Here is an 18,646-nt window from a genome sequence, read left to right as displayed (position 1 = left end):
GGCCGAAGCATCGACTTCTGCACCTCTGGGGTCCAGGAGTCGATGCTCACCCGTGGGCCGCCCGGCTGCGGCGGGCAATCGCCCGGGTGCGACCCCGGGGACCGCGAGGCGACAAGTAGGACGTGGCACTTCCCGCTCACGCACGGCATGATGGGGGCGTGAGCACGATCGACCCGCGCACTCCCGTCCTCGTCGGCACCGGGCAGGTCACGGACCGGCCCGCGAAGGGCGAGGTCACGACCCGGACGCCGCTGGACCTCATGGTCGAGGCCGCGCGGGCGGCGGCCGCGGACGCCGGCCCCGGCGGCGACGCGCTGCTGCAGAAGGTGGAGAGCCTCGGGATCGTCGACGTCTTCTGCTGGCCGGTCCCCGACCCCGGGGCGCTGGTGGCCCGCGAGCTCGGCATCGCGCCGCGGGAGACGGTCCGCACGGTGATCGGCGGCAACAGCCCGATCGCGCTCCTGGCCGACGCCGCGCAGCGGATCGCGGCGGGCGAGCTCGACGTCGCCCTGCTCGGCGGCGGCGAGGTCGGCACGGCGTTCCGCGCGGCGATGATGTCCGGCGGCTCGACGGGCTGGGAGCTGCAGCCCGAGGGCACCGCACCGACCCGCGTCCTCGGCACCGACCGCCCGCCGTCGCACGAGGCCGAGCTCGCCGCCGGCCTCGCGTTCCCGATCTCGTACTACCCGCTCTTCGAGCACCGGCTGCGCCACGCCGCCGGCCGCAGCACCGAGGAGCAGCGCGCGTGGATCGGCGAGTGGTGGGCGCGGTACAGCACGCTGGCCGCCGAGCACCCCCAGGGCTGGGCCCGCGAGGCGATGACCGCCGAGCAGCTGGCGACCCCCGGGCCGCGGAACCGCCTGATCAGCGACCCGTACACCCGCCACATGAACGCCGACATCGGCGTCGACCAGGCCGCGATGCTCCTGCTGACGAGCGTCGAGGCCGCCGAGGCCGCCGGCATCCCCCGCGACCGCTGGGTCTTCGTCCACGGCACCGCCGCGGCGTCGGACCACTGGTTCGTCGGCGAGCGCGAGCACCTCGACCGCTCCCCCGCGATCGCCGCGTCCGGCCGCGCGCTGTTCGACCACACCGGCACGACGGCGGACGACGTCGCGCTCGTCGACCTCTACTCCTGCTTCCCGTGCGCGGTCCAGGTCGGCGCGAACGAGCTCGGCCTCGTCGTCGACGACCCGGCCCGCCCGCTCAGCGTCACGGGCGGCCTGGCCCTCTTCGGCGGCCCCGCCAACAACTACGTCACGCACTCGATCGCCACCCTGGCCGACCGGGCACGCGAGCGGCCGGACGACCTCGCGCTGGCCAGCGCCGTCGGCTGGTACCTGACCAAGCACGGTCTCGCACTCCTCTCCGCGACCCCGCCGTCGGTCCCGTACGCCCACCACGACGTCCAGGCCACGGTCGACGCGACGCCGACCCGCGAGATCGCCTCCGCCCCGTCGGGCACGTGGACGGTGGAGACGTTCACGGCCGCCTACGACCGTGACGGCGCCCCCGCCGTGGGGTCCGTCGTCGCGCTGGACGCCGACGGTCGCCGGGGCTTCGGCCGCACGGAGGACGCGGGCGTGCTCGCGACCCTGCTGGGCTCGGACCCGATCGACGGCCCCGTGGAGCTCGACGGCGCCGGGGGCTTCGCGCTCTGACCCCCGGGCCCCGCCGGGCCGGCGGGCGGGCCGGACCCGTGGCGCGTCGCCACTCCCCGGCGGCGACCTGCACGGCCACCACCTTGTGACATCTGACCCTGGTGGACCGCGCACACCGGCCCTAGGATCGGGCGATGGTCCCCCGCACGGCTGCATCCGCGACGAGCCGCCCCGCGGCGCCGGGACTCGAGCTGGAGCTCGAGACCTTCCGCCCCGCGATCACGGGCTACTGCTACCGGATGCTCGGCTCGTGGTTCGAGGCCGAGGACGCGGTGCAGGAGACGATGGTCCGCGCCTGGCGCAAGTCGGACAAGCTCAGCGACCGCGCCGCGCTGAAGTCCTGGCTCTACCGGATCGCCACGAACGTCTGCCTGGACGCGCTGCAGGGCACGAAGAAGCGCGCCCGGCCGATGGACCTCGGCCCGTCGTCGACCGCCGACGGCGCCCTCGGCGGTCTGCCGGAGAACACCTGGATCGAGCCGGTGCCCGACGCCCGCATCCTGCCGTCCAGCGGCGACCCGGCCGACATCGCCGCGGGCCGCGAGACGATCCGCCTGGCCTTCGTCACGGCCCTGCAGCACCTGCCGCCGCGCCAGCGCGCGGTGCTCGTCCTGCGCACGGTCCTGCACTGGAGCGCGATCGAGGTCGCCGACCTGCTGGAGACGACCGTCGCGTCGGTCAACAGCGCGCTGCAGCGGGCGCGGGCGACGCTCGACACCGTCGCCCCGTCCGACGACCTGACCGCGCTCGGTGACGGCGACCGCGAGCTCGTCGACCGCTACGTCGACTGCTTCGAGCGCTACGACGTCGACGCGCTCGTCGCGCTGCTGCACGAGGACGCGACCTTCCAGATGCCGCCCTTGGAGCTCTGGCTGCGCGGTCCCGAGCAGGTCGCCGCGTTCCTCCGCACGACGGGCGCCGCGTGCCGCGGCTCGCGGCTGGTCCCGACGGTCGCCAGCGGCTCCCCCGCGTTCGGCGCCTACAAGCCGACGGAGGACCCCGAGGTCTTCCGCCCGTGGTCGATCGCGGTGCTCGAGATCGCCGACGGCCGGATCGTCGGCATCCACAACTTCCTCGACACCCGGCTGTTCACCGAGTTCGGCCTGCCGGAGGAGCTGCGCGGCGCGTCGACGGCGGTGCTCGCGCCGCTGTAGGAGCCACGGACCGCGGCGCGACGCCGCCGGCGGGCGGCGTCCCCGCCGCGGCGACGGCGGGCTCGCGCGGCAGCGGCGGCGCGGACGTCAGCCGACGTCGAGCACGCGGCGCAGGAACGCCGTCTGGTCCGTGACCGCCCGCTCGAACGGCTCGCCGACGTAGATCTCGAAGTGGCCGATCGGGTAGTGCAGGACCTCGCCGAGCGGCGCCTTGCCGCCCATCGCCACCGCCGGCCCGGGCGGGGTGGTCTGGTCCTCGTCGCAGACGCAGACCAGGAGCGGCGCGGTCACCTTCGCCGCCGAGGTCGTGGGCCGGTAGAGCGCCATCGTCAGCATCAGTCGGGCCGCGACCGCGTTCTCCCAGCGGCCGTCCGGGGCCGAGATCGACGCGAACCCGGGCTCGGCCTCCGGCGCGGTCATGACCGCGTAGCCGCCCGGCGCCGCGACGGCGGGGATCAGGCGTGGCGGCCGACCCGCGAGCGCCCCGAGCCGGTCGCGCAGGCCGTCGACCGCGAACCGCGCCACGTTCTTCGGCGGCACGAGCGCGACGGTCGGGATCCCGTCGGCGTAGGGCGCCTGCGAGACGACGGCGGCGATCCGCCGGTCCCCGGCCGCGACGGCGACCACGTGCCCGCCGCTGAACGACGTCCCCCAGAGCGCGACGCGCTCGGGGTCGACGCCGTCGAGTCCCCGGGCGTGCGCGACGGCCGCGCGGTAGTCGTCGTGCTGCCGGCCGACGTCGAGCAGCTGCCGCGGCGTGCCCCCGCTGGCCCCGAAGTGCCGGTAGTCGAAGAGCAGGACGGCCAGCCCCGCGGCCCGGAAGCGCTCGGCGAAGGCCGGCAGCCGGTCGTCGCGGGTGGCGCTGAAGCCGTGCGCCATGACGACGCACGGCACGTCGCCCGCGGCCCCCTCGGGCCGGTAGAGGTAGGCGGCGCAGTGCGCGTCGCCCGACGGGAAGGTGATCTCGGTCCGCTCGGCCATGACCCAGGCTAGTCCGCCCGCGGCCCGCCGCGGAGGTGCTCGCGACCCATGCCGCGGCGCGGCCCGTGGCCCGGCGATCCCGGCCGGCGACGGTGTTCGCCTCACGCGGGCCCTATGCGTGGCGTGCAGGTCCATGCGTCCCGGGCATACGCGCCGAGCGCAGCAGCGGCCCTCGCCCCGTCGGCCTCTGCCGCCCGCCGCGGCCGCCGGCCCGGCCGGCCCCTCGGGAGACGGGCGCGATCCTCACCGCGGCAGGAACGCCGGCGGACCGTCCTCGGGCGGCCCGCCCGGAGTCGCCCAGCGCGGCGGGGTGCCGGACATCGTCACGGCCGGCGCCAGCTGGTCGACGGCACCGAAGCCGCCGTCCAGCCGGATCCGCCGGCCGGCGGTCGCGGCCGCCGGCGTCCCGGGGGCGCCCGCGGGGTCGACGCGGCCCTCCTGGTCGCGGAACCACATCGCGGTCCGGGCCAGCGAGGTGCGCACGTGCCAGCTGCCGCCCTCGATCACCCGCCGGCGCAGCGCGGCCATCGCGCCGAGCGCCGCCAGGTACCCGGTGGCGTAGTCGCACGGGAGCGCCGGCACGATCGTCGGCCGGCCCTCGGCGTCGCGGTGCTCGTCCGCCCAGCCGACGCCGGCCTGGGCGAGCGGCTCGAAGCCCGGCCGCAGGCGCCACGGGCCGACGTGGCCGTAGGTGTCGGTCGAGACGTAGACGATCCCCGGCCGCAGCTCCGCCAGCTGCTCCGCCCCCAGGCCCCGCCGGCCGAGCGCGCCGGGCCGGGCGTTCTGGCAGAGGACGTCGGCGGCCGGCACGAGCGCCCGGAGCGCCGCCAGCGACCCCGGGTCGGTGAGGTCGAGGTGGACGACCCGCTTGCCGGGGCTCGTCTCGATCGCGGCGCGGCGGACGCTGTGCAGCCGTGGCGAGGCGATCTGCAGGACCTCGGCGCCGTGCTCGGCCAGGGTCCGCCCGCAGGCGGGCCCGGCGATGATCCGCGTGAGGTCCAGGACGCGCACGCCGTCCAGCGGCCGCGGATCCCGCAGGGCCGGGAACGGCTCGGGCGGCGCGTCGCCGATCCGCTCAAGGACGACGAGCGGCAGCGCCCGCAGCGCGCGGCCCTGGTCGGAGGCCTCCCACTCCGCGGCCGTCCCGACGGTCGCGCCGGGCGCCCCGGCGTCCACCAGCGCGTCGACCAGCGCGTCGGCGTCCCACCCGGCGACGGCGCGGGCGATCGCGCCGCGGTCGTCGTCGCAGCGCAGGACGCCGAGCGTCCGCTCCCGCAGCGGCGGGAACGCGCCGTAGGTCTGGACCCAGCCGCCCTGCGCGGCGAACAGCCCGACGCCCGGCAGCCGGCCGGTCGGATCGGGGTCGAGCGTCTCCCCGTCGACGACCTGGTCGAGGAACCCCCGCAGCGAGGCGGCCGCGTGGGCGACGTCGACCGCGACGGTCTGGGGTGCCAACCCGCGGTCCTCGCCGATCCGCGCCGCCTGCAACCCGACCGCGGCGTGCACCGCCGCCGCGGCCTCGCCCAGCGGGTAGCGGCAGGCGAGGACCGGGTCGGCGCCGCGGATCGTGGCCGCGGCTGCGGGCAGGTCGAGCCGCAGCTCCTGCAGGAGCGCGCGGAGGCGACGCTCCCCCGGGCTCACGGCAGCAGGACGATCTTGCCCCGGAGGTGTCCGTTCTCGCTGGCCCGGTGCGCCTCCGCGGCCTCGGCCAGCGGGTACGTCCGCCAGACCGGGAGGACGACGTCGCCGGCCGCCAGCCGACGGCCGAGCTCGGGGAACGCGTCGGTCACGTCGACGCCCTTGTCGCTGTCGGAGAACCGCACGCCGTGCTCCTTGGCGTCGCTCGCAGCGATCGTGATCACGCGCTCGGGCCCGCCCGCCAGCTCCACGGAGACGCCGAGCTCGCCGCGCCCCGACGCGTCGAGGACCGCGTCGACGCCGTCGGGCGCGGCCGCCCGCACGCGCTCGGCGAGCCCGTCGCCGTAACGGACGGGCGTGGCGCCGAGCTCGCGGACGAACGCCTGGTTGTCGGGCCCGGCGGTGCCGACGACCGACGCGCCCCAGGCGATCGCGAGCTGCGTCGCGATGATCCCGACGCCGCCGGCGGCCGCGTGGATCAGCAGGGTGTCCCCCGGCCCGACCTCCAGCTGGCGCAAGACCCGGTACGCGGTGCGGCCGGCCACGCCGACGCCCCCGGCGACCTCCCACGGGACCTCTGCCGGCCGGAGCGCCAGCTGAGCGGGCGTCGACAGCGCGAGCTCCGCGTAGGTGTGGGTGCCGGTCCCGAAGACCTCGTCGCCGACCGCCGGCGACGCGACGCCCTCGCCGACCGCCTCCACGACGCCCGCCAGGTCGAACCCGACGCCGGTCGGGGCGGACAGGTCCTTCCCGCCGGACCACAGCCCCCGGCGCCGTTTGGAGTCCGCGAGGTTGACGCCCGCGGCCCGTACGCGCACGAGCACCTGGCCGGCACCGGGCACCGGGTCGGGCACGTCGTCGAGTCCCAGGACGTCGGGGTCGCCGTAGCTCGAGAAGCGGATCGCGCTGGACATGCGGTCGACCCTACCCTGGGAATCCCTGGGAATCGCGTGCCACGGCGCACGCGCCGCCCTACGATCCGGCGATGCGATTCGGGCGAGGACCACGGCGGCCCCGCGCGATCGCCGTCACCGGCGGCGTGCTGGGGGCCCTTGCGATCGGCCTCGCCGGGGCCGCCGCACCGGCCGGCGCGGCGGTCGAGCGGACCCACGCCGCCGCACGCGACGCGCTGCGGCGGGTCGAACAGGCGACGACCGGCGACCCCGCGGGCGGCGACCTGACGATCGCTCTGCGCGACCTCGCCGCCACGAGGTCGGAGCTCGGGCCGCAGGACACCGCGAAGGCGAACGGGCTGCTGGCCCGGCCGAGCTCCACCGGCGGCGACGAGTTCCTGAGCTACGCCGGCCGGACCGAGGAGCTGACCTGCAGCACCCGCTTCTGCATCCACTGGGTGACGACGGGACCCGACGCGCCGAGCCTCGCCGACGCCAAGAACGCGGCGGGGGTCGCCGTCCCGGGTGGCAACGGCGTCCCGGACTACGTCGACGCGATGCTGCGCGAGTTCGAGACGGTCGCCACGAAGGAGAACACGGACCTCCAGTGGCGCGCACCGGTCAGCGACGGGAGCACCGGTGCCGTCGGCGGCGTCGGGGCCTCGGGCCAGTTCGACGTCTACATCGGCGACATCGGCGACGACGGCGTCTTCGGATACGCCGCGCCGGAGACGGCCTCGCCGGCGAACTCGGTCCACTTCTCCGCCTACATGGCGATGGACAACGACTACTCGCCGGCGGAGTTCCCGAGCTACGACGACTACCTGGTCCCGCTCCAGGTCACCGCCGCCCACGAGTACAACCACGTCCTGCAGTTCGCGACCGACGTCTCCTTCGACACCTGGATCGGCGAGGCGACGGCGACGTGGATGGAGGACCAGGTCTACCCGGACGGGAACGACTGGATCAACTACCTGCCGCGCTGGGCGACGATTCCGGACTACCCGATCACGACGTTCTTCACGCCGCCCGCCTCCGGCGCGACCCAGACGGAGATCTCACAGGCGAACAAGGTCTACGGGAGCAGCCTCTTCGTGCACTGGCTGGCGGACCGCACCACGCTCGGCGCGGACGGGATCCGCCAGGCGTGGAACGCGATGGAGACCGCGACGCCGGAGGACTACGCGGTCGACGCGCTGGACTCCCGGCTCGCGCCGCTCTCGTCGTCCGTCTCGAAGCAGTTCGGCGCGTTCGCGGCGGCGACCGCCGAGTGGCGCACCGCGGGCTCCGGGTTCCACGACCAGCCCCTGTTCGAGACCTACGGCGTGCCGGACGTCACCCGCAGCGCCCTCCCGGCCACGGGCGCCACCACGCCCCTGGACCACCTCGCCTACCGCCTCTACGCCGTCCCGCAGAACGGCACGGGCTCCGCGCGCCTGACGGTCACGGCGCCCGTCGGCGTGGCGTCGTCGATCGCCCTCGTCGGCCGCACCGGGGACGCCCTGACCGGGACCACGACGGTCCAGCGGACGGACCTGCCCGCGGGCGGCACCGGCACCGTGCTGCTCACGGGGCTGACCGGCTTCTCGCGGGTCACGGCCGTCGTGGCGAACACCGACACGCGGGTCGACGTCGGCAAGGGCTGGAGCTCGACGACGGGCGACTGGACCTTCCTCGCCGACCGCGCGCAGTACGCGGTCGCCGTCGGCCCGGACACGCCCGCCACCGACCCCGGCACCACGACGACGACCGGCGCGACCACGACGACGACGGCAGCGGCGACTCCCACCCCGACCGCGACCGGCACGAAGCCGCCGGTCCCCTCCACCACCGCGACGACGGGGTCCACGAGCACGACGGGCACCACCGTTCCGAAGGCGACGACGCTGTCCGCCACGACCGTGCTGGCCCCGCTGCGCACCACGCGGTCCACGATCGCGACACGCCTGCGCAACCACGGCGTCGCCCGGCTGCGGCGCGGCCTCACCGGCCTCGCGTTCGGTGCCCCGGGCGCCGGCCGGCTGACCGTGACGGTGACCTCCGGCGGCCGGACCGTCGCCACCGGCACCACCCGCGCGACCGGCGCGGGGCGCGCGCGCTTCACGATCCGCACCACGGCCGCCGGCCGCCGGCTCCTGAAGCGCAGGTCCCGCCGGCGCGTCACGCTCGTCCTGCGCTTCGCTCCGGCGGCGGGCAGCGCGCAGACCATCCGGCAGACGCTGACCGTCCGACCCTGATCCGGCGTCCCCGACGAACGTCGACGCGCCAGGGCCGGCGGCTAGACGCCCGTTCTATCCACGTGGGTGTTCGCCCGCGTCCCGCCGATCCCCCGGACGACGACGCCACGGATGGTGTCGTCGTGCGGCGCGAGCCGTGCACTCACGGACGAGACGAGAGGACGTGGTTCGTTGGCCAGGGTACTCGTGGTTGAGGACATGCTGGACGCCCGCAAGGTGGTGACCGACCGCTTGCGACGGGCCGGACACGACGTTGTCGGCGAGGCGTCGGGACCGGCGGACGCGGTGGCGCACTACCGCGTGCTGCGACCCGACGTCTGCGCGATCGACGTCGCGATGGAGGACCTCGCCGGGGTCGCGGCGATGCGGCGGATCATGGAGGTCGACCCCGACGCGCGGGTCATCGCCTGCACCCGGGCGGGTGAGGACGTCAACGTGATCGCGGCCATCCGGTCCGGCGCGCGCGACGTCGTCGCGACGATGCTCCGCCTGGAGCACGCGATGGAGGAGATCGACCACGAGCTCCACGGAACCGGACCGCCGTCCCGGCGCCGGGCGCTCCCGGCCTGATCCTCGTCGCCGGGGCCCGGCCGTCCCGGCGACCGACTCTCCCGAGAACGACACCGGCACCCTTGCGGGGGCCGGTGCTCGGAGGTGGGGCTCGTCGGTGCCCTTTCAACCCCCGCGACGACGGAGGCGTGGAGGACGCTGAACGGGCACCGCGCGAAGCTGCTCGCCGGCGAACCGGCCGACTCGCTGGAGAGGCCGGGCGCGACCCCGCTCCGCCCCGGCTGGGCCGCCGATGCTGTGCTTCGCGTGCTCGGCGAGCACCGACGAGCGTTGTGCCCCTCCGAAGTACGTCACATCCTCGAGCAGCAGGTCGGGCATCCACTTCCCGCCTCGACGATCACGACCGCGCTCCGGCGCCACGCGACGGGCGAATCGCCGAAGCTCCGGCGTGACGTGCATCATCGGTATCGACTCATCCGATAACGCCACGACGCAACGACACGCAAGCGGTCGTGCTACCGGTCGATGCCCTCGACGTCGCCTCGCAGCCGCCGAAGGTCCACGGCGCACTCGCGTCGGCCGTAGTGCTCGGCCTGTGCCAAGGCGACCTCGACGCGGCGCAGCAGCTTCGTGCGCTCGAGTGCTGCCGCCTGCTCCGCCACGGCGGCGCGGTAGGCATCGACGATCGCGTCCGGCGTCAGCCATGGCCCGGGCGTGCCGGTGAGGATGTCGACGCCGCTGCGTTGATGGAGGCCGATCATGCTGAAGAGCCCTGAGTCCGCGAGGGCGCGCAGAGATCGGGGAAGGAGGTCGATCGCTTCCTGCTGAGTGTCGGTGACGACGTACCGTCCGGGTTGGCCGGTGTCGATCTGGCCGAGATAGCGCTCGGCGACTGAGATCCGGCTGATCAGCGGGTGGGTGACGACCAGGTGCAGCTCGGCGCCGAAGCCGGCGTCGCGGTAGCCGCGGGTGGTCTTCAGGATCTCGTCGGTGCGGCGGAGGCTGCTCTCGAGGAAGACGTGCGAGCGGATGGTGCGGGAGGCGTCGATCGCCAGGTCGACCCAGGCGTTGGCGTCGGGGTTCGTCAGAACCGAGGCGCGCTGGTCGTCGATGCGTTGCAGCTCTCGGTAGCGCGGGTGGTAGAGCCGGAACCGATCGTTGTTGATCTCCAGGACCGAGTGGCGGCCGTCGGTTGCTTCGAGCTGGTCGCGGAGTCGGTCTTGTAGGGCCGACTTGCCTGCGCCAGGCTGGCCACCGATGTAGACGACGCGCGGGCGCGGTACGCGCTGGGCTCGTTCCAGCTCGTGGGGAACGATGCCGCGCACGAAGACCGCACGTCGTTCGGTCTCCCCGAGAACGTAGCGGTCGTGTGCGGCGTGCTCGCCGTCGGTCACGCCCGCGCTGGCTCCGTCGGCTCGCTCAGTGCCGGCACGAGCGCCATCACGACATCGAGTGCGTCGCGACGGTCGGGGCTCAGGCTGTCACGGATGTCGATCAGCCGGTGGATGCGCGCGTGCTGCTCCCGCGCCTCTGGGGTGCCCTCTGCGTGTTGATACAGCTCTGCGGCAGCCGCGGAGATGCGATCACTGACCATGCCCCACGCCACTTCGAAGGCCGTCTCGTTGTCAAGCTCGATGCGGGATGTTGTTTCATGATTCGCCGCCATATATAGGTATTGTACCATGGTGATTCAGCTTTGTGAATGTTGCTAGTGTGCTGTGGTAGTAAATGGGCGCCACGGGGCGCACAGCCCGACCGTCGCCAGCCATGACTTCCCGCCTGTCTGGAACCGCAGCCGAGGCTGCGCTGCTGCTGCTTCTTCTTCTGGAGTGTCGTCCTGCGCCGCTCACGCCGCTGGAGGCGATTCGCGAACGTGGGCCACCGGCACCCTGGAGCGTGTTGGATGTCCGCGACGCGATCACGCGCCTGGAGGAGTTCGGCTTGATCCGGCAAGGCGATCTGCTCTTCGCCAGTCGGGCCGCGGTGCGCTGCGCGGCGGAAGTGGTCAGTCAGGCATGCACCGCGATGGTGGAAGTGGGCGCGGGCAGTGATGAGGTCGGAGCGTCGGCCTAGAATCTGATCTATGGCCGTGCGGAAGCGTTGGAAGCTGTGGGCTGGCGGCGATGACGCCACACACTGATCGAGATCGAGGACCTGCGTCGCCCGGGTGGCGGCATCGACCTTTCGGTCCTCGACCTCAAAGCACCGGAGGGGTGGCCGGAGGAGGAGCGGACCACGTGGATCAATCTCACCGAGGGCGAGGCACGAGAACTCGTCGCGATCCTCCGGGTGAACCTCGGAGAGGACTCGGTGGCAGAGGCGATGGAGCAGGTCGACGACGCCTAGCCGGCGGCGGATCGTCGGCGTGCAGGGTCTGTCCGGGGAACTGTGTGTAGGGGTCGGGACGACCAGTGGCGCTTGTAGCGTCGCCGGGGCCGTCGAGCGCGCGAGCCCGTAGGGCGAGCGGGAACGACGGCCCCGGCGACGCGGCCGGCGCCCGGCGACGTCACCGGCCAGGGCGGCCTGCTGCAGCAGCTCGCCGGACGACTGCTGTCGGCCGCGCTGGAGGGCGAGATGAACGCGCACCTCGGCTACCCCAAGGGCCAGGCGCCGCCGGACGGCCTCGGCGGCCCGAACCACCGAAACGGACACGTCGAGAAGACCGTTGCCACGCCGCTGGGCGACACGCGGGTCCGCACGCCACGCGACAGAGCGGGCGATTTCGACCCGGAGATCGTGCGCAAGCGCCAGACCCGCGTCGGTGGCCTGGACGAGCAGATCGTCGGCATGTACGCCGGCGGCATGTCGGTGCGCGAGATCGAGCACCAGCTCGCCGAGATCTACGGCGTCGGCCGCGTCAAGCGCGACACGATCTCGCAAGTCACCGACGCTGTCCTCGACGACGTGCAGGCCTGGCGGGCCCAGCCGCTGGACCCGGTCTACCCGATCGTGTACCTCGACGCGATCCACGTGAAGATGCGCGCGGACCGGTCCGTCACGACGAGGGCGTGCTACCTCGCCATCGGCGTCACGACCGATGGCACCCGCGAGACGCTCGGGCTGTGGTGGCAAGACAACGAGGGCGCGAAGTTCTGGCTCCGTCCTCACCGACCTCAAACGCCGCGGCGTGAACGACGTGCTGATCGCCTGCTGCGACGGCCTCGCCGGGTTCCAAGACGCGATCGAGGCCGTGTTCCCGAAAGCGTGGACGCAGACCTGCATCGTGCACCAGATACGCAACAGCCTGCGGTACGTGCCCGACAAGGACCGCAAGGCCGTCGCCCGGGACCTCAAGCCGATCTACACCGCCCTGGACGCCGACGACGCGCTCGTGCAACTCGAGCGATTCGAAGCCGCAGGAGCCAGAAGTACCCGATGATCGGCCCGTCCTGGCGCGAGCGCTGGGACCAGATCACACCGTTCCTCGCTTTGCCCGACGAGCTCCGCCGAATCGTCTACACGACCAACTCGATCGAAGCCTTGAACCGCCAGATCCGCAAGGTCATCAAGACCCGCGGCCACTTCCCCGACGAGCAAGCCGCCTCGAAGTTGATCTACCTCGCGATCACCCGCGCCGAGACGAAATGGCGCCGCACCTACGGCTGGGCAGCAGCCCGCCTCGCGCTGAAGATCCACTTCGGCGACCGCTACCCCGACCACGACTGACCCCACCACTACGATCCACAACAGCCGGCCCCACACGCAGAACAACGGACAGTCTCGCGAAGAAGATCCAGACCGCTGGCGCCCCGAGCATCGTCGGCGCCAACCCGTCGTCCCTGTTCAACGGTCGCTCGGCGAACCTCTACGGCTCCTGGGTCGAGTACGGCGCGTTTGCCTCCGGCAGCCTCGCCATCGGCACCGCCACGATCCCCTCGGCGCAGAACGGCAACACCCGCCTGGCGTTCGGCAACACCCCCGGCACCGGCGCCTACAGCTACCCGGGCACGAAGAACCGCTCGCACCGACCCAGCAGCTCTTCCAGCTCACGCAGACCATCCCGACGACGCAACTGACGGCAGTCGGACCGACCGTTGACATCTCGCGCCTCGCCCCGAGCGACGACAAGGTCGAACGTGGCGACAAGCACCGGCGCGTCAGCATCCGCGACGGCGACCTCAAACTCGATGCCGCCGCCTCGCCGACCTCTGCCTTGGCCTCGTTCAAGGGCCGCGACATCGTCCTTCGCGCCAGCAAGGGCACCGACGACTGCAACGGCCGAGGCTCGATCGCGATCAACCAGGACATCAAGTACGACTTCGTGCCCGGCCAGCCCGACTCCGTCACCGACACCTACGCCGACCTCACCCAGATCCCGCGGATCATCCTGCTCGCCGACTGCGACATCGTCATCGGCGCCGGCGTCACCCGCATCGACGCCTGGCTCGTCGCCGGACGCAACCTCATCACCTGCGACACCAAGAACACCTCCGCCGGCAAAACCCCGACCGCCGCTCGCAACGTCCAGGCGCTCACGATCGCCGACTGCGCCCAGCCCCTGACCGTCAACGGCCCGACCTTCGCCAACAAGCTCTACCCACTCCGCACCACCGGAGCGGATCTCACCGCCAGCGACGTCACCACGCCCGCCGAGACGTTCAATCTCCCCCGCGACCAGATGCTCACGAACTACGTCCACAACCGCAGCAACGCCTCGTACGTCCCCGTACGCGAGACCGAAGTGCCACCGAGTTACTGATCGCCCGTGTTTCGCTCAGGCTGAACGACACGATCCACCAAGGCAGATCGTGTCGCTGTTCAGACAGAGTCAGTTCCCAATCTTTGCGTTGCAGAGCAGGAGCACGCTGACTCGCTGGCCCTTGATGGTCACCTCGATCGGCACTTCGCCGTATTCGGCGTAGCGTTCCGGGGCTTCCAGCCAGTAGGTCAGGGTCTTGGAGCGTCCCTTGCGGAAAAGCTTCGCCTTGTAGCGGGTCGGCTTCCCGTTGAGGTGCGCCACCATCGAGACCTTGAGATTCTTGATGGTCCGACGAGCCGTCAGCTTGATGCGGAACCGCGTCGGCTCTGTCGCACTGATCGTTGCCGGGCATTCGACCAGCGTGATGCGCAACCCCTGCTGTACGAGCGGCTCGCCACCAATGCCGCACTTCGTGGTCTGCGGCCCAGCCGCTACTGCGGTCGGCGCGAACGAAACCAGACCGATACTGATCGCGAAGAGCACGATCCACCGGACAGGTGCATCCAGCCTGTACCCGCCCGCGCGCGTCAGCATCGCTTCGAGACCGGGATAAGGTACCCGTTGCTCTGCAACACGCTCACGTCGGTGCCCTCGACCATTGCCGGGTTGAGCGTTCCACCGTGCTGGGTGTCCTCGACCTGATCCGACGCGTAGAGCGCGACCAGCTGGGCGTTGGTGGACTTGGCGCCGGCATTGAGCTTCAGTGTGAACCGGAAGGTCCTCGTCGCTCCGGCCGCCAACCTGAAAATCTTCGTCCGCCAGTACCGGATGCCCTCCTTGTCCCGCTTGCCGTCGAGCCAGGTGTCCGGGGCCTTGACGCTGCCGGAAGGCGGCTTCGTGATGGTCAGGCCCTTCCTCGTGCCGAGGTACAGCCGGACGTTCTCGTAGACGCGCTTCGGCGCCCGGAATCCGCGAGTCACCCCCCTGTAGCCATCGTTCTTGAGCGTGAACTTGACCGTGTAGGTACGGCCGGGGCAGTAGGTCGTCTTCGTCGTCTTCGTCGTCGACGACGAGTTCTTAGCGAGCCCGTCGCCGATGCCGGTGAGGGCGTAGTACTTCAGCCCGTTGTCCGAGAAATCGGCAAGCGCGGCGGCCGGAACGACCGCACCAGCGACTGTGGCTGCAGTGATCACAATCGTCAGAGCGCGGTGGCGAGGTCGACGCGCCCTCCGTCCTGTCCGCATGTTGAGTTTCAAATCAGAGCGCGGCATTGAGCGCCAGACTCTGCTGGGGTTCGCCTCACGCGTCGAGGTTCACCTTTCGGGGAGGGCCGGCGAGACGAACGAGCCCGTCGATTTCCACGATGAACGCGGGACGCCAGCGGCCCGCCCATCCCTTGACGACAGGCAGCCCCGGTCGCCGCGTCTCGCGAGCAGAACCGAGTTCGTCCACCCCGTCCACTCACGGCGGCGGCACAAGCCCGACGCGGATCGCCCAAGCGACGAGCTGCGGCGTGGTGCGCACGCCAACGCGATCTCGCGCGACGCGGAGGTGCCGGCGGATCTGCTGAGGCCCCATCTGAAGGCAGGCAGCGATCTCGAGATCGGTGAGCCCCTCGCAGCGCAACGCGATGACCTCCATCTGTCGGCTGTTGAGGCCGGCATCGTCGAGGTTCGGGGCCTCGCTGTCTGCATCGTGCTCGGCGTCGTCGACCGCCGCACGCCGCAGGTCGTCGCCGGACTGCGCACCGGCCACAGCGTCGGGGGGATCCGGAGTCGTCCACGCCTGCACCCGGACCGGTGGCGGGTCGACGGGATCGACGGTGAGTGCGTGGTGCAGGCGCAGCATGTAGCGCGCGAGCTGCTCGATGATCAGCCAGAACACGACGGGGATCACGACCGCGGCGATCACGTCGGCGTTGAGCCAGTTGCCGTCCAGTGCCCGGGGTAGACCGAGACCGATCGCGGCGATCACGGCGGCGACGGCGGTCCATCGCAAAGGGACCGCCACGCTCAGGACGCCGAAGAGCAGCGTCAGCGCGTAGAACATCTGCTGGTTGTGCACGCCCATCAGGCCACAGCCCACCGCGAACCCGACCGCGGGGAGCAGCACCAGCGGCGGCCGCAGCCGCAGGGCGCGATAGACCGCCACCCGGTGGCGGACGGCCACCAGCTCGCCGATCAGCACCGCGACGCAGACCCCGACCGAGACGCCACGGTGGCCCCCGGACTGCAGAGCCACGAGCAGCAGCGCGTAGCCGGCGGTGCCTGTGGCAACCACCAGGCCGACGCCGAAGACGCCGCGGTAGACCAGCTCGGCCAGCTCGACGAGCTCCGCCGGACGACGGATCTCCAGCCGACGCGCCTCGGCCGGCCTCGTGACGACGGGAGCCACGGACTGGTCGTTCACGTCGGCTGCCGCCAGGACCGCACGATCAGGTGCTCGATGGTTCTCGCCCCGACCCGCTTCTTGGCGTTGGCGATGTGCTCGTAGACCGTGTCGTTGGCACGACCGGTCAGCAGCGCGATCTGCTGGGGCGTGTGGCCGTCAGCCAGCAACGAGACGACGACGCGCTGGGCCGGCGTCAGCGGATCCGGGTCAGGACGGGGACCGGGGAGCTCCAGGACACGACGGCCGGCCACCAGCGCGCGCAACCCCGGGGTCGCGGCGCCGTCGCCGTGGCGCATCCGCCACAGCGCGCCCCCGGCATCGACGAGCACCGACCGAAAGACGCCGGCCAGCGCCAGCGCCGCCATGACGACCACCAAGGGGTTCAGGACGTCCGTGACCAACGTGTAGCGATCCGGGCCCGCCACGACGTCGTGCAGCGTCGTGTCGGCGATCAGCATCCCGGCGAGCACCGAGGCGCAGAGCACCGCCGCCATCGCCAGGACCGAGACGGCACCGACGGTCACCGTCAGTGCCCAGCCCAACCAGCTGGCCTCGGTCCGCAGCGGGCTCTCCGTGCCGCCCGTGATCGCGGTCGTGATCGCACTGGCCAACGCCACCGCGAGCACGACCTGCCACGGACGTCGGCGCAACAGGCGCACCGTGACCGGCGCAACCACGAACGCTGTCACCCACACGCTGACCCATGCGAAAGCCAGCGCCACGGTCCCGACATTCCGGAACGGGACGAGCGTGACGACGAGCGACACCACCGAGCTGGCGCAGCCGAACGACAACGTCAAGCGCAGCAGCCGGATCGTGGCCGTCTCGACGACCGTCTGGTGTCGATCCGATGATCGGTCTGGCGCACCCATGCGGCGGCGAGTATACGGACGACGCACCCCGCTTTCCCGTGCAAACGACCCGATTCAGTCCCTGGAACGAGCCCTCCCCGAAAGGTGAACCTCGACGAAAGACACCGGTCCCGCGAGTCTCCAGCACAGATGCGGCGCCACGTCTTCCGTCCGATGACCGAACGGCCGGGGCGCATCCGTTGATCCCGTCCCGCCGACCGACTTCCTCATGCTAATCCGGCATGACCGGCGATCGTCCGACATGCAACGTCGAGACACCGTACGCGACGCCGCCGCGCCACGAATCCGAAAGACCTTGATGCTTCGCCCACTCTCCGCGCTCAGCGCCAAGCGCCGAAACGACGCGCCAGCCCGCCGCTTGACGGCAGCCGTCTTTACGATCGCCGCGTTCGTGTCGACGGCGTCCGCTGCGGCCGCCGCCCCTCCGACGCCGGAGTTCACGGCCACGTGGGAGCATGCCGACCGGCTGCTCGCCCAGTCAGACCTGTTGGGTGCCGAGGCGACGATCGAACCACTGCTGTCTCAAGCGGCAACGCTGGACGCCGAGCCAACCCGCCTCTGGTTCGACCTCTCCGCGACGCGGATCCTGGCCGTCACGGGCCGGTACTCCGAAGCAAAGCGCTTCGCAGCCGACGCCCTCGCCCAGCAGAAGCTGGCGATTCAGCAGTACGCCGTGCCCGACGACGGTGACCTGCCCGCCAATTTCGCCCCTCTCGGCACCGCCGAGGAGTTCGGTGCGTCGAACAGCCGGTGCGACAGAGGGTTCAAGCTCTCCGGCGGAGTGGACGGGTGGGTTGGCTTCTTCGGGTATGCCGGCGACTTCGGCGGCCAGTCGGCCTCGAGTCTCGCGACCGGCCAAGGTGTGAAGAAGATCGTCAACACATACACCGCGGCCATCAAGACCGGGCCGCTCGACTTCAGCGGGCCTCCTGTCGAGGGCGGCGGGACCCTGATGCCGTCCTATTTCGGCGGCGTCACGCCGTACCGTGCCTACTTCCACCAGCACGGGAGCCCGGCAACATCGTGCGGCTTGTTGCAGGTGCGAGGCAGCGGCGCCCCGTTTCGCAAACTCTCGTACACCCTCCACGGAAACACGATCACCAAGACCGAGCAGCCCTCTCCGTACGTCGCGGCGATTCCGGCAACCACCCCGATCGTTGCCAAGCGCCGGATCCCGGCGCGAGGCCGCTTTGCCGTGCAGGTGCTCAATGCTGAGGGCAAGCGCGTCACCGCCACCTGGACCCTGATCGGCAAGCGCAAGACGACGCGCCGGACCACCGGCACGGTACGCCACAAGCTGGCCACGATCCGGGCGCCCCGCCAGCGCGGCCGCTACGACGTCAAGTTCACGGTCGCTCACGACCAACGCGTAGTCACGTTCGTCGGCTCCGTCGGCGTCGGCACGTCGGCCCCGAAGTCCGCGACGACCCTCAGCCCGGGCCAGGGGCCCCGCGGCTAACACCAGAGACATCGTCGGGTGATCCCAGAGCATCGTTTGCGAACAGTGGTGCACTGTGGCCGAATGACGACTCTGCCTGGTGCCCACGCCCACGGCCGCCGTGCCCGCCCAAGGCGACACCGTGTCTGACGCCGAAGCCCTGACTCGAGTCGCTCGATGAAACGGCGAGGTCTCAGCGACCGAGGTAAGCGAGTCGGGCTTGCGGGCAGCG

The 18,646-nt window shown here is 72.0% G+C and carries 16 protein-coding genes and 1 pseudogene; 8 read left to right on the top strand and 9 right to left on the bottom strand.

The genetic code is table 11. From position 1 onward, the window contains the following. Positions 1-158 precede the first annotated feature (158 nt). Together AB0L40_RS00680 and AB0L40_RS00675 are read left to right on the top strand one after the other, a co-directional pair. Entirely contained in the window at positions 159-1,661 is a 1,503-nt protein-coding gene (locus AB0L40_RS00680) for a hypothetical protein (RefSeq protein ID WP_364347676.1), read from the top strand. Positions 1,662-1,795: 134 nt separating this feature from the next. Beyond that, entirely contained in the window at positions 1,796-2,815 is a 1,020-nt protein-coding gene (locus AB0L40_RS00675; RefSeq protein ID WP_364347673.1) for a sigma-70 family RNA polymerase sigma factor, read from the top strand. Positions 2,816-2,902: 87 nt separating this feature from the next. Here the strand turns inward: AB0L40_RS00675 and AB0L40_RS00670 are convergent, their stop codons facing one another. The 3 genes from AB0L40_RS00670 to AB0L40_RS00660 all read right to left on the bottom strand — a co-directional run bounded on the left by AB0L40_RS00670 (position 2,903) and on the right by AB0L40_RS00660 (position 6,348). Then, on the bottom strand, positions 2,903-3,796 hold the full coding sequence (locus AB0L40_RS00670; protein ID WP_364347670.1) for an alpha/beta fold hydrolase: 894 nt from the start codon (positions 3,794-3,796) through the stop codon (positions 2,903-2,905). A gap of 243 nt (positions 3,797-4,039) precedes the next feature. Next, positions 4,040-5,437: a CoA transferase gene (locus AB0L40_RS00665; RefSeq protein WP_364347667.1), complete on the bottom strand. Its 1,398-nt coding sequence runs from the start codon at positions 5,435-5,437 to the stop codon at positions 4,040-4,042. Further along, complete coding sequence (locus tag AB0L40_RS00660) at positions 5,434-6,348, bottom strand: NADP-dependent oxidoreductase (RefSeq protein WP_364347664.1); 915 nt, start codon at positions 6,346-6,348, stop codon at positions 5,434-5,436. Before AB0L40_RS00660 ends, AB0L40_RS00665 begins: the two co-directional genes overlap by 4 nt. Before the next feature lie 71 nt (positions 6,349-6,419). On the opposite strand from AB0L40_RS00660, the gene AB0L40_RS00655 reads away from it, so the two are divergent. Together AB0L40_RS00655 and AB0L40_RS00650 are read left to right on the top strand one after the other, a co-directional pair. Then, positions 6,420-8,564 carry an MXAN_6640 family putative metalloprotease gene (locus AB0L40_RS00655; protein ID WP_364347661.1) on the top strand — a complete coding sequence of 715 codons (2,145 nt, stop codon included), beginning with the start codon at positions 6,420-6,422 and terminating at the stop codon, positions 8,562-8,564. A gap of 186 nt (positions 8,565-8,750) precedes the next feature. After that, complete coding sequence (locus AB0L40_RS00650) at positions 8,751-9,134, top strand: response regulator (RefSeq protein ID WP_364347658.1); 384 nt, start codon at positions 8,751-8,753, stop codon at positions 9,132-9,134. Between the two features lie 455 nt (positions 9,135-9,589). Here the strand turns inward: AB0L40_RS00650 and AB0L40_RS00645 are convergent, their stop codons facing one another. Together AB0L40_RS00645 and AB0L40_RS00640 are read right to left on the bottom strand one after the other, a co-directional pair. Beyond that, positions 9,590-10,468, bottom strand: a complete 879-nt coding sequence (locus AB0L40_RS00645) for a zeta toxin family protein (RefSeq protein ID WP_364347655.1) — start codon at positions 10,466-10,468, stop codon at positions 9,590-9,592. Continuing rightward, positions 10,465-10,740, bottom strand: coding sequence for a hypothetical protein (locus AB0L40_RS00640; RefSeq protein WP_364347652.1), 276 nt, complete (start codon positions 10,738-10,740; stop codon positions 10,465-10,467). Before AB0L40_RS00640 ends, AB0L40_RS00645 begins: the two co-directional genes overlap by 4 nt. A gap of 101 nt (positions 10,741-10,841) precedes the next feature. On the opposite strand from AB0L40_RS00640, the gene AB0L40_RS00635 reads away from it, so the two are divergent. The 3 genes and pseudogenes from AB0L40_RS00635 (at position 10,842) to AB0L40_RS00625 (ending at position 13,773) form a co-directional block, all read left to right on the top strand. After that, positions 10,842-11,147 carry a hypothetical protein gene (locus AB0L40_RS00635; RefSeq protein WP_364347649.1) on the top strand — a complete coding sequence of 102 codons (306 nt, stop codon included), beginning with the start codon at positions 10,842-10,844 and terminating at the stop codon, positions 11,145-11,147. Between the two features lie 444 nt (positions 11,148-11,591). Next, a pseudogene (locus tag AB0L40_RS00630) lies at positions 11,592-12,740 on the top strand (IS256 family transposase); the annotation flags it as partial. Positions 12,741-13,227: 487 nt separating this feature from the next. Further along, positions 13,228-13,773 (top strand): hypothetical protein, encoded by a 546-nt coding sequence (locus tag AB0L40_RS00625; RefSeq protein WP_364347646.1) that lies wholly within the window; start codon positions 13,228-13,230, stop codon positions 13,771-13,773. A gap of 69 nt (positions 13,774-13,842) precedes the next feature. Here the strand turns inward: AB0L40_RS00625 and AB0L40_RS00620 are convergent, their stop codons facing one another. From AB0L40_RS00620 to AB0L40_RS00605, 4 genes are all read right to left on the bottom strand, one after another. Continuing rightward, on the bottom strand, positions 13,843-14,307 hold the full coding sequence (locus tag AB0L40_RS00620) for a hypothetical protein (protein ID WP_364347643.1): 465 nt from the start codon (positions 14,305-14,307) through the stop codon (positions 13,843-13,845). Beyond that, positions 14,301-14,906 carry a hypothetical protein gene (locus AB0L40_RS00615; protein WP_364347640.1) on the bottom strand — a complete coding sequence of 202 codons (606 nt, stop codon included), beginning with the start codon at positions 14,904-14,906 and terminating at the stop codon, positions 14,301-14,303. The genes AB0L40_RS00620 and AB0L40_RS00615 overlap by 7 nt, the downstream gene beginning before the upstream one ends. A gap of 268 nt (positions 14,907-15,174) precedes the next feature. Further along, positions 15,175-16,107, bottom strand: a complete 933-nt coding sequence (locus tag AB0L40_RS00610; RefSeq protein WP_364347637.1) for a helix-turn-helix transcriptional regulator — start codon at positions 16,105-16,107, stop codon at positions 15,175-15,177. Positions 16,108-16,118: 11 nt separating this feature from the next. After that, positions 16,119-16,976: a helix-turn-helix transcriptional regulator gene (locus AB0L40_RS00605; protein ID WP_364347634.1), complete on the bottom strand. Its 858-nt coding sequence runs from the start codon at positions 16,974-16,976 to the stop codon at positions 16,119-16,121. Positions 16,977-17,217: 241 nt separating this feature from the next. On the opposite strand from AB0L40_RS00605, the gene AB0L40_RS00600 reads away from it, so the two are divergent. Then, entirely contained in the window at positions 17,218-18,435 is a 1,218-nt protein-coding gene (locus AB0L40_RS00600) for a hypothetical protein (RefSeq protein WP_364347631.1), read from the top strand. The last annotated feature ends 211 nt before the right edge of the window (positions 18,436-18,646 follow it).

It is taken from the genome of Patulibacter sp. NPDC049589 (genome assembly GCF_040675535.1).
Lineage (GTDB): Bacteria > Actinomycetota > Thermoleophilia > Solirubrobacterales > Solirubrobacteraceae > Patulibacter.
This window is presented reverse-complemented; position numbering and strand designations above follow the sequence as displayed.

Bases quoted from the DNA above. Each gene is read 5' to 3' on its own strand.
- AB0L40_RS00675 (WP_364347673.1), top strand. From the start codon at position 1,796: ATGGTCCCCCGCACGGCTGCATCCGCGACGAGCCGCCCCGCGGCGCCG.
- AB0L40_RS00670 (WP_364347670.1), bottom strand. From the start codon at position 3,796: ATGGCCGAGCGGACCGAGATCACCTTCCCGTCGGGCGACGCGCACTGC.
- AB0L40_RS00660 (WP_364347664.1), bottom strand. From the start codon at position 6,348: ATGTCCAGCGCGATCCGCTTCTCGAGCTACGGCGACCCCGACGTCCTG.
- AB0L40_RS00655 (WP_364347661.1), top strand. From the start codon at position 6,420: ATGCGATTCGGGCGAGGACCACGGCGGCCCCGCGCGATCGCCGTCACC.
- AB0L40_RS00640 (WP_364347652.1), bottom strand. From the start codon at position 10,740: ATGGCGGCGAATCATGAAACAACATCCCGCATCGAGCTTGACAACGAG.
- AB0L40_RS00635 (WP_364347649.1), top strand. From the start codon at position 10,842: ATGACTTCCCGCCTGTCTGGAACCGCAGCCGAGGCTGCGCTGCTGCTG.
- AB0L40_RS00620 (WP_364347643.1), bottom strand. From the start codon at position 14,307: ATGCTGACGCGCGCGGGCGGGTACAGGCTGGATGCACCTGTCCGGTGG.
- AB0L40_RS00605 (WP_364347634.1), bottom strand. From the start codon at position 16,976: ATGGGTGCGCCAGACCGATCATCGGATCGACACCAGACGGTCGTCGAG.
- AB0L40_RS00600 (WP_364347631.1), top strand. From the start codon at position 17,218: ATGCAACGTCGAGACACCGTACGCGACGCCGCCGCGCCACGAATCCGA.